Genomic DNA, 11,207 nt, shown 5'->3' on the forward strand with positions numbered 1-11,207 from the left:
CATCGCGGGCTGGCTGGCGAACGCGCAGCAAATCGGATTTCGGATTCTTACCAGATTCCAGAAGGTTTTCTCCAGTGCAGAGGGAATTATTCGTACGATCGTTCGCATAGAATCTTCTCCAGATCCATTGACAGGATCGGATAAAACGGAGGAGACATGAGCATGCGGATACGAGCATTGGGCGTGATGAAAGTGATGGCCGTGACAAACGTGATGGCCGCGTTGTTGTTGATCAGCACGGCGGCTCATGCGCAGAGCGCGGGCGATATAGTCGCGAACCTCGGCTGGTTTCATCTGGCGCCGCAGGATTCGAGCAAGCCGTTGACGGTCAGTGCCCTTGGCACGAGCACGACCGAAACCGGTACGGGAGCATCGGTCGACAACGCGGATACGTTCGGCCTGACAGCGACCTACTTCATTTCCGATCACATCGCCACGACTGCCGTGCTTGGCGTGCCGCCCAGGTTCAAGCTGTCCGGCAGCGGATCGCTCTCGTCACTCGGGCAGATCGGGACCGCTTATGAATGGAGCCCGACCCTGTTACTGAAGTATTACTTCAACGACGCACATAGCCGGCTTCGGCCCTATCTTGGCGCCGGTGGCTCGTATGTCTGGTATAGCGGAGTCAAGTTGAGTTCTGCGATGTCCAGCGGCAGCTTCCTGTATTCACCAAGCTATGGGACGGCACTGGAGGGACCGACGACAGCCAAGCTGAGCAGCTCGTTTGCACCGGTTATCAACGCGGGGCTTTCTTATAATTTCAACCAGCATTGGTCGGTCGATGCCTCGCTCTCTTATATGTGGCTTTCAACACGCGCCACGCTGACAACTCAGTCGAAACTGGGCACCGTGACCAGCAGCACCAAGGTCAAACTCAATCCGATCATCTCCTTTGTTTCCGTCGGATATAGATTCTGATCGACGTTTTCGCGGCTTGGCCTTGCAACTTGTTCCTCAACCGGGTTTACCGGCCGTGACCGGATCGAGCCAGAGTTCCTTGCGCTCGACCGGCACCCACGAGGGAACAAACGGATTGGTCAACTCGATCAAGACTCGCCGATCCAGATGCAGGTCGGCAACAGCCTGCCCAAAATTCCTCTGGAAGAGCGCGTCAAAACTCCCATCCTTTCGCATTGCCTCCAGGCCATCCCTGATTCGCTGGGCGATGAGTGGATCAGCCTTGTTGACGTAAAAGAATTGCGCATAGGAATAGCGGATCAGCAGATGAGTATCTATCGCCATCTCGGGGTACTGGGTGCGAAACGAAATGAGCTCTGGCGTGATCTCGAGCACGCCGCGCGGGAACAGGTCGAAACGGCGGTGAACCAGCATCGGGAACAGTTGATCGTAGTGACTTGCCGTGACGAGAGGGATCTTGTTGAACCGGTATACGGGCACGTCGCCCCAGTCCTGACCCTGACCGACGTTCAGCAAGCGAAGGCCCTGGATGTCGTTGACCTCGTTGATGCGCGCTTGTTGATCGCGCCGGATCAGCGCGACCCGATAACCGAGAAGGCCTTTGTCGATAGGAATGGCAATCGGAATGGCTTGCGCATTGAGGTCGGGGTGGCCGGGGTCGCTCGCAATCACATTGATCAGGCGGCCGGTTATGACCTCTTCAATCTCGCGCTGCGTTGACATCGGCTCGGGGTATGCATCGATCACGTAGGGTCCGTACGCGGGTGTCGTATGGTCCAGCGCCGCAATCAGAAAATCCCAGCGCCTTTCCCGAACGACTTCCTCCTGCACGCGAAGGATGCGGATATGCATGGGCGTGGCCGGCGCTGCGAGCGTCGGATTCGGATTGCCGGCTTGGGCGCGGGCGCTGCCAGTAATCGAGAGGCTGGTTACGAGGCTGGCCACGCCGGTCATCAAGACGGCACGGGCCAGGGCACGAACGCCGGCTGTCCAATCGCTTCGCATGTGCCTTCTCCTGACGGGCCGCCAACCGGGGTGAAGCGCTGTGCGCTCCTGTGTTACGGGACTGCGATTAATACAGTGTGCGCGAGACAACGTCGCAGGGGGCAGGCTTAAAGGGGCAGTTAGGAAACGAGACATATCGCTACTCGATGACCCCAGCGGTAACCCGGTTCATGCCATGCGGCGCTTTCGGGTAATGCCTGATTGCGCAGAGCATGGACGTGGCGTTGACGTTTGCGCTTGCACGAGAAAGGAAACGAGCGGACCTCCTTACGTTCGTTCATACGTTATTATCCGCAGACAATTCTTCCGAATCCGACCTGCGCTGTGCATGATTCGGCCAATTCCGCCGGTAGCGGCCTCGCGTCGCCTCGTTGTTAAACCGGGTCCCACGGGCACATACTACTTCCCGGCTCGTCTTAGGAGCACTATGCTTTCTACGGTAAGCAGATATGAACATTCCGCACACTATGACGATTAACCTTTAAAACTCTGACTTTGGGGGAAGGCTAGTGGAACTCGAAACCCGCACTTTGGGACGCGTGACGAAGCGACTCGTCCCGTTCCTGATCCTCTGTTATTTCATAGCGTACCTGGATCGCGTCAACGTCGGTTTCGCCGCGTTGCAGATGAATAAAGACCTGGGGCTCTCCTCAAGCGCCTTCGGCTTCGGCGCTGGGATTTTCTTCATTGCTTATTTCTTTTTCGAGGTTCCGTCCAACCTGCTGCTGGAGAAGTTCGGCGCGCGCCGATGGATCGCCAGGATCATGTTCACCTGGGGCATCCTGGCCGGCGCCATGGCGTTCATTCCCGGGATCTCCCGGTTGACGGGACTCTCGGCCGCACACGTGTTCTACACCTTGCGGGTGTTGCTCGGGATTGCTGAAGCGGGATTCTTCCCGGGCATCATCTTCCTGCTGACGCTGTGGTTTCCGGCGGCGTACCGGGCTCGCGTGGTTGGCTACTTCATGGTGGCCATTCCGCTGTCCACCGTGATAGGCGCGCCTATTTCCGGTGCGCTCCTCAACCTCGACAAACTCGCTAACCTTGCAGGCTGGCAGTGGGTTTATCTGATTGAAGCGTTGCCGGCCCTGTTCCTGTCGTTCGTGGTCCTGTTTTATCTCACCGACAAACCGGCGGATGCAACCTGGCTCGCCCCCGAAGAGCGTGACTGGCTCGTCACCCGGCAAGCCCAGGAACGCGCGCAGCGTGAGGCCGTGCGTTCCTTTAGTGTGCGCGAAGCCTTGTTCAACCCTCGGGTTCTCGCCGTCGCGCTCATCTACTTCGGCGCCAACGCGACTAACTACGGCCTGAGCTTCTTCCTGCCGCAGATCGTCAAGGGATTTGGCCTTGGCAACGTTCAGACGGGACTTGTGACGTCGCTGCCGTACATTGTCGGTGCGTTCAGCATGATCCTGTGGGGACGACGCTCTGACCGCAAGCTGGAGCGCAAATGGCATGTGGCTATTCCGCTGCTGGTGGCTGCCGGTGGAATTGCGGCATCGACTGCACTGGATGATCCCGTGCTGAAAATGATCGCGCTGTCCATTGCCGGCTTTGGCATATTTGGCTGCCTGCCGGTGATCTGGACGCTGCCCGCCGCCTTTCTTTCGGGCGCGGCCGCAGCGGGCGGCATTGCCGCGGTGAACTCGCTCGGCAATCTGGCTGGCTTCTTCGGACCCTATGCGATGGGATGGATCAAGGACAGTACCGGCAGTTTTGCAGCGGGCCTGCTTTGTCTTTCCGGGGCGGGGCTGGTCGGCGTGGCAGCGGTCCTCCTGCTTCGTCACGACAGCGCTTTGGAAAACGCGCCCGAGCCTCTTGTAGACGAAAGCTCACGGCACGCTTAAGGGTCGTTTTGAAGGCTCGAACCGGGCTTGGCTTGCGCCGCGAAAGGGTACTGTAAAGTGGGCGCCTTGCGCATTCAATCAGGACGACTGCCTCGGCGCCAGTCGTCCCTCTCCCAGCAACACATTGCTTGTACGTGTAAGGATTTCCTGACAGGGAAATCAGCATACGTCCCTGCCCATTTTCCGCGTTTCCTGACTGTGTAATACCCCTCAGCCGCCTAGACTGTGAAGCATCAAAATGGGTCTTTCCGGTTATCCGCCATGATTCCGTACCTGTCCGAGCGCGAAAATGCGGTGGAGCATATCCACACTATCTGCCTGCGCTTGTTCGATTCATGGTGCGAGAACAGGAACGTCATTCCGCTTGCGTATCTTATGCATTGCTGGCCCCTGATCAATAGCGGACCCATATCGATCAGGCGTCTTGCGGACACCATGTGGGAGCTACGAAAATTCCACGCGGAAACGCTCGATGTAGACGAATCGGGCGTGCTGTGCGACCTGGCCGATTGTATCGACGAGATTCTGGGAAACTCGTTCGGCCCGTTTAATCTCGCGGCAAATGGTTAGGATTGCGTCAGCCCTTCTTGCTAGCGAATTTGAATGAATTTGAAAGCTGGGTTCCAGCCCGCAGCGGGCGCATGCGACGAGGCGCGGCGCCAGTCTGCTCACCTCAACCATTTCAGTACCGACGGCCGCAGCCACGCATGCCGTCCGCCCAATGAACTCACGATAACCGTCATTCGGCAACGGGTGCAGATTAACGAAAACGAGGATCAGGGCACTCGCGGGGGCATATGGTTCTCAACACGTTCAGCGCGCTGTGGAGTTCGCTGAGCCGCTTTCGCCACAGCGTGGTCATGCGGCTTATCGCGACCGTCCTCCTGTTCAGCTGCGTGGTTACGCTGCTGCTGACCGCGCTTCAACTCTACGGCGACTATGAGCGCGGGATCTCGCTCATCGAAAACCGGCTGTCCGATATCGACCGGAGTTATCGCGACAGCCTCGGCGAGGGTCTGTGGCGGCTCGACCGGCAACAACTTCAACTCGAACTGGACGGCATGCTTCGTCTCGCCGATATTCGTGCCGCCGAGGTCCGTGAAACTGGCCCGGTCGCCTCGCCCCTGGTGGTACGCGCTGGCCAACGCATGAACGACGCGGTCATGTCGCGTGAATTTCCGATCTCTTACGGCGTCGGCGGCACGCAACGCGTACTCGGCACCTTGTACGTCGAAGCAACGCTCTCCGGTCTCTACAGCGAGCTGGCGCAAACCGCGCTCGTGATCCTGGTGAGCCAGGCGGCCAACACGTTTCTCGTCGCGCTTTTCATCATCTATATTTTCTGGCGGCTCGTTACTCGACACCTCGCGACAATCGCGCGGCTTGTCAGCCGCTACGACTTTCGCGAGTCGCCGCGACCGGTCAACCTGCAGCGCCGCCAGCCCCGCCGACCCGACGAACTCGATCGTGTGGTTGCTGCATTTCATGCGATGAGCGTACGCCTGCACGTCGCCTACGTCGATGAACGTAACGCCGCCAAGCAACGCGAAGCGCTCCGCTCGGCTGAGGCGGCGAACCGCGCCAAGGGGGAATTCCTGGCCAACATGAGCCATGAATTACGCACGCCACTGAACGGCATCCTGGGCTACGCGCAGATCCTCCAGCGCGACAGCGGGCTGAGCGAGCGGCAACGTACCGGCGTGTCCATCATCCAGCGCAGCGGTGAACACCTGCTGACGCTGATCGACGACACGCTCGACTTCGCCAGGATAGAGGCGGGCAAGCTGCGGCTTGAGATTGTCGATGTAGCCTTGTCCGGTCTTGTGGATGCAATTCGAGAGATCATCGGCGTGAAGGCGGAGGAGAAGCAGCTCGACTATGTCTGCGCGATTGCGCCCGACGTGCAGGGTGGCGTGCGTGCCGATGCGCGGCGGTTGCGGCAGGTGCTGCTCAACCTGCTTGCGAACGCCGTCAAATTCACCGATCGGGGCAGAGTGAGCCTGCTTGTCACGCAAACCAGTTCTGGGGCGGTACGGTTCGAGATACGCGACACCGGGATCGGCATTCCCCCCGACCAGTTGAGAACAGTCTTCGAACCGTTCGAACAGGTCGGCAATCCCGAGCGTCGTTCCGAGGGCACCGGGCTCGGGCTCGCCATCAGCCGGGAGTTCGTGCTGGCGATGGGTAGCGAGATCCACGTCGAGAGCGGGCTCGGACAAGGCAGTACCTTCTGGTTCGACCTGGCTCCTGGCGCAGTGGTGTGCGCAGGCACGTCCCGCGAACCGGATGCGCGTGTCGCGACCGGCTACGAGGGGCCGCGCAGGAAGGTGCTGATCATCGACGACGTGGCGGTCAATCGCACCGTCATTACGGACTTGCTGAGCCGGCTCGGTTTCGACATCATTGAGGCGGCGAGCGGAGGCGAGGGGCTGGTCAAGGCGCAAACCGACCGGCCGGAGCTGATCGTCACGGACATCGTGATGCCGGGCATGGACGGCATCGAGGCTACGCGCCGACTGCGCCAGACACCAGGACTGACCGACGTGCCGATCATTGCGATGACCGCCAGCCCTTCCACCCGCGACGAGAAGAAAAGCCTTGCGGCGGGCGTGGATGCATTCCTGCCCAAACCGGTCGACTTCGGTCAGTTGCTGGCCCAGATACGCGCGTTGCTGAACCTTGAGTGGACGTATGCCGCAGGGGCGCATTCCCCGCCATCCTCATTGCCAGATATACCGCCTGCCGTGCCGGCGCCGCAAATGGATGAGCTGCATCGTCTTGCGCGAACTGGCAACATGCGAGACATCATTGCGTGGGCAGACCGGATGTCATTGATCGATCCGCAGTACGAACCATTCGCCACGCATCTGCGTGGGCTGGCAAAAGGCTATCAGTCGAAGGCGATCCTCTTGCTGGTCGAGCAGTATCTTGAAGCAAGGCCGGCGCCATGAGCGAGACAAGCGTCAACCTGAGCGATAGCGGCAGTGCCAGCGAGCCACCGGCAATCCTTATTGTCGACGACATGCCGGCCAATCTCGGGCTCGTGGTCGACAGTCTCGCCGACCAGGGCTTTCGCGTGCTGGTGGCGCTCGATGGCGAGGAGGCGCTCGAACGCGCGCAGTTTTCGCAGCCGGATCTGATCCTGCTCGACGTGAAGATGCCCGGCATCGACGGCTTCGAAACTTGCCGCCGGCTGAAGATGAACGAGCGCACGCGGGATATCTCGGTGATCTTCATGACGTCGCTGACCGGCATCGAGGATCTGGTCGAGGGTTTCGCTGCCGGCGGCGCGGACTACGTGACAAAGCCTGTCCGGATCGACGAAATGATGGCGCGGATCAGTACGCATCTGGCGTTACGCGCCATGCACAAGCAGCTTGTCGTTCAGAACCGGCAATTGATGAACGAAGTGAGCGTGCGCCAGCGAGCGGAAGCGGCACTGGCGCGTGCGCGTGACGAACTCGAGGTGCGGGTCGCGCAACGCACCGCAGAACTCGCGCAGGCAAATGCCAGCCTGCGGCTGGAGATAGAAGAGCGCAGGCGGGCCGAAACGAAGTTGCTGTCGAGCGAGGCGCGGTTCCGCAACATTGTGGAGACCAGTCCGCTACCGTTTTGCATTACGTCGATGCCGCATGGCTCGCTGCTCTACATGAACGAGCCGTTTCGAAAGTTGTTCGGCCTCGCCACCCGGACCGAGACGGTCCTCCGTGTTATCGATTTCTATGTGGACCCCGCGACGCGCGACAGGCTGGTGCGCCAGCTTCGCATGCACGGCGGCTTTCGCAACACCGAAGTCAATTTCAGGCGGCCGGATGGCAGCACGTTCTGGGCAATGCTGACCGCCCGGGTGGCGAGCTTCGACGACGCGCCGGCCATCTATGTCGGCCTCAATGACGTGACGGCGCGCAAGCTGGCCGAGGGAAAATTGCGGGCGAGCGAAGCGAGTCTCGCGAACGCGCAACGGCTTGCGCGGCTCGGTGACTGGGAGTGGGACACAAAGGCGGACGTGATCCACTGGTCAGACGAGATGTACCGGATCCTCGGATTGGCGCCGCAGCTTTCACGGCCGGGCTACCGTACTTTCCTGGCGGCGGTGCATCGCGAGGACCGGGCGCTGGTGCGCCGCGCTGTACGGGCGTTGCTCGATGAGCGGCAGCCCTACGGCCTTGATTGCCGCGTAAAGGGAGCCGACGGCGTGGTGCGTATCGTCCAGTTCCAGGCCGAGGCCATGCCTGCCGCTGGCGTCGGAGTCAGTGTCGGCGTTGATGTCGCTGTGCAGCCGTTAAAGCTTGTCGGTACGATCCAGGACATTACCGAACGCAAGAGCATAGAGCACGAGCTCCTGGAGTCGCGCGAGCAATTACGCGAGTTGTCCGCCTACATGGAAGCAATCCGGGAGGAAGAAAGAAAACGTATTGCGATGGAAATTCATGACGAGCTCGGACAGTTGTTGACGGCGTTGAAGATGGACGTTTCATTGCTCAAGATGCGCCTGGCTCATGACGCGGATGCGGGAAGAAAAGTCGACGACATGCGCGAGCTGGTTGAAAAGACGATCTGGATGGTGCGCAACGTCGCGAGTCACCTTAGGCCCGCTGCGCTCAATTTCGGCATTGTGTCGGCGCTGGAGTGGCTGGTGGAGGACTTCGGCCGCCGCAAGGGCCTTTCATGCCAGCTCTGGATCAATGGCCGCGAGCCGGTTCTTGACGATGCTCATGCCACCGCGGTGTTTCGTATCGTGCAGGCGTCGCTGACCAATGTTGCACGCCACGCGGGCGCTTCGCGCGTGGACGTCACCTTGACCAACACCGAGACAACGCTTGACCTCTACGTCAGCGACGACGGCTGCGGTTTCGATCCGGCGGCAGCGCGCAAGGGATATTCATACGGACTGCTGGGAATGAGCGAGCGCGCCCGGCTAATTGGGGGATCGCTGCGAATCGACAGCTCGCCCGAAACGGGCACCGTGGTGTCGATTCACGTCCCGTTGGGCGGAGGCGAACGCCGATGATCCGGATCCTGATAGCCGACGATCACGCCATCGTGCGAGGCGGATTGAAGCAGATCATTGCGACGACAGCGGATATTGACGTTGCGGGCGAAGCCGCGCAAGGCGCCGAAGTGATCGAGAAACTGCGTAGCTGCCGCGTCGACCTCTTGCTGCTGGACATGACGATGCCCGGTATCAGCGGCGTTGACCTGATCCGGCGTGTGCGCACCGAAAACCCTGCGCTGCCGGTCCTGGTGCTGAGCATCCACAATGAAGCGCAAGTCGTCGCGCGTGCGGTGCGTGCCGGTGCAACCGGCTATGTCACGAAGGATAGCGATCCTGACATCCTGCTTGCCGCCATTCGCAAGCTTGCCGGTGGCGGACGTTTCATCGATCCGAAGCTGGTCGACGTCATGGTCTTCGACACCCATTCCAGTGGCGCCGCACCGCACGAGATTTTGTCCGACCGTGAGTTTCAGGTGCTACACCTGCTGGCGGCGGGCAAAAGCATCAATGCGATAGCCGAGGTGCTCGTGCTGAGTGCCAAGACCATCAGCACGCACAAGATGCGCCTCATGCAAAAGCTCGGCATTGAAAACAACGCCGAACTGATCCGCTATGCGATCAAACATGGTTTGACTTCCGAGCGTGACGGCTCGTAAGGATATTCCGACAAAAAAACCAGCCGCGTCTGAAGCCATAATCGACCTCTCCCGACGGACAAGCGCTTATGGCGCTTCTACCATGGTTTCATGGGGCGAATGGAATAGAAAATCTCGGAGAATCTTATGGTTGCGTCGGAGCAGTCTTTGCGCGTACTGGTTGAAAAATGGCTGGGCGCGGTGAGCGCCGGGCATTTGCAAGTACGCTCCATTCATCGTCTCCGTGCAGGGCGCAACCGGTGCGTCTGCATTGAAGTGGAACGGGCGTCTGGATCCGGATCCAGCGCTTTCACGCTGTTCTTTTTTCGCCATGACGACGGTGCCTGGCATGTTTATCCGCCAGAGGCAGTTCGCCCTGCCATGGGTCTTGCCCGGCTAGCCGCTTGAGCGGAACCCCATAGTCCATCTCCGCCAAAATGTAGTGCGAACGCGCCCACAGCGAGTGACGCGGCACGTGCCTACTTCAATCCTCCGCGCCAATAAATATCTCAAGTGGATTGCATCAATCCTCCGCAGGTCTTTGATCTATCAACCATTTCACTGGTCTAACGTCCCGGGCGGCGACACCGCTGCGTGTCGAAAAAGGGACGTCATCGCGATGCTGTCTGAAGAAATGGAATTGATTAAATGTTCCGCGAAATGTGCGCGTCTGCATATAGGAAATGCGGTTGCTCCCCGAAGCTTGGCGGGCATCACGATGGCGAGTTGAGATCCGGCTTGCCCGCATAGGATGCCGCGGCCCAACACCTGAAACCCATTCCTGTGAGAGATCATCCGATGAATACCGACTTCACCCGTACCGGCGAACTCAAGAACGTTGCCAGCTATCCGCAATGGCTCCAAGACGTAGTCAAGGATTGCGAAGAAGCGAAGCGCAAGGTTGTCTATCACCCGTTGTGTAGGGCCATGAAGGACGCGACGCTCGACATCGAAAGCACGCATCGTTTTCTGATTGGTTTTTTCCCCGTTATCGAGCAGTTTCCGCAGTTCATGGCGTCGAACCTGATGAAAGCACGGTTCGGTCATTCGCATGGCGAAGGGATGGCACGGTCTTACCTCATCCAGAATATCCGGGTCGAGAACATGCATGCCAAGCACTGGCTGCAATGGGCAGGGGCAAGCGGCCTCGGACTTGATGACTTGTTGTCGCAAGAAGTGCCGAGCGAGATGCATGCGCTCGCGCATTGGTGCGGGCATGTCAGCCTCACTGACGAGTTGGCGGTGGCGGTGGCGGCAACGAATTACGCAGTGGAAGGTGCAACGGGCGACTTCTCGTGTTTCGTCTGCTCGGAAGAAACGTATGCGCTGACCTTTGCGGAACCGATTCGCAAGTCGGCAATGCGTTGGCTCAAAGTGCACGCTCATTACGACGACGAGCACCCGTGGATGGCGCTGGATATCGTGGCCACGTTGCTGGGTACCAATCCGCCGGAAGAGACGATCAACAAGGTCCGTGCTGCCATTCGCAAGAGCTACGACTATATGCGCATGACGCTCGATTACGCGTACGGAACGCCGCCTGAGCCGTTGACGGTACGTGCAGTGGAGGAAGAGCCGGTGGCGGCTTGAGCGAGCTCGGTTTGGGTTGTTGAATAGCGGTACCTGTCATGCGATGACAGGCACCGCTATTTTTGTTCGGGCTGTAATGTGTCGCGCTTGATATGCGGGTAACCGGCGTGTTGCCGGCGTATGAATGGATGTGCGTTGGTTTGAAGGTGAACGCCTGCGGTGCTCAAGCGCCTTTCTGCTCGCGTGATTCGGTGCCTGACGTTAGCGTCGCCGGTC

The 11,207-nt window shown here is 59.5% G+C and carries 8 protein-coding genes; 7 read left to right on the top strand and 1 reads right to left on the bottom strand.

The window, feature by feature from the left end:
- Window positions 1–195 precede the first annotated feature (195 nt).
- A complete protein-coding gene (locus JWR14_RS33255) occupies window positions 196–918 on the top strand; it encodes an OmpW family outer membrane protein (protein ID WP_299717948.1) in 723 nt (240 codons plus the stop codon).
- Between the two features lie 36 nt (window positions 919–954).
- Here JWR14_RS33255 and JWR14_RS33260 read toward each other — a convergent pair whose 3' ends face one another.
- Window positions 955–1,923 (bottom strand): hypothetical protein, encoded by a 969-nt coding sequence (locus tag JWR14_RS33260; RefSeq protein WP_299717934.1) that lies wholly within the window; start codon window positions 1,921–1,923, stop codon window positions 955–957.
- Between the two features lie 509 nt (window positions 1,924–2,432).
- Here JWR14_RS33260 and JWR14_RS33265 point away from each other — a divergent pair.
- From JWR14_RS33265 to JWR14_RS33290, 6 genes are all read left to right on the top strand, one after another.
- Complete coding sequence (locus JWR14_RS33265) at window positions 2,433–3,770, top strand: MFS transporter (RefSeq protein ID WP_299717936.1); 1,338 nt, start codon at window positions 2,433–2,435, stop codon at window positions 3,768–3,770.
- 261 nt (window positions 3,771–4,031) lie between these two features.
- On the top strand, window positions 4,032–4,340 hold the full coding sequence (locus JWR14_RS33270) for a hypothetical protein (RefSeq protein ID WP_299717938.1): 309 nt from the start codon (window positions 4,032–4,034) through the stop codon (window positions 4,338–4,340).
- 227 nt (window positions 4,341–4,567) lie between these two features.
- A complete protein-coding gene (locus JWR14_RS33275; protein ID WP_299717940.1) occupies window positions 4,568–6,721 on the top strand; it encodes an ATP-binding protein in 2,154 nt (717 codons plus the stop codon).
- Complete coding sequence (locus JWR14_RS33280; RefSeq protein ID WP_299717942.1) at window positions 6,718–8,781, top strand: response regulator; 2,064 nt, start codon at window positions 6,718–6,720, stop codon at window positions 8,779–8,781. Before JWR14_RS33275 ends, JWR14_RS33280 begins: the two co-directional genes overlap by 4 nt.
- Window positions 8,778–9,422: a response regulator transcription factor gene (locus JWR14_RS33285; RefSeq protein ID WP_299717944.1), complete on the top strand. Its 645-nt coding sequence runs from the start codon at window positions 8,778–8,780 to the stop codon at window positions 9,420–9,422. The genes JWR14_RS33280 and JWR14_RS33285 overlap by 4 nt, the downstream gene beginning before the upstream one ends.
- Window positions 9,423–10,199: 777 nt before the next feature.
- Window positions 10,200–10,991, top strand: a complete 792-nt coding sequence (locus JWR14_RS33290; RefSeq protein WP_299717946.1) for an iron-containing redox enzyme family protein — start codon at window positions 10,200–10,202, stop codon at window positions 10,989–10,991.
- The last annotated feature ends 216 nt before the right edge of the window (window positions 10,992–11,207 follow it).

Origin of the sequence: Caballeronia sp. (assembly GCF_028292365.1) — a bacterium.
Lineage (GTDB): Bacteria > Pseudomonadota > Gammaproteobacteria > Burkholderiales > Burkholderiaceae > Caballeronia.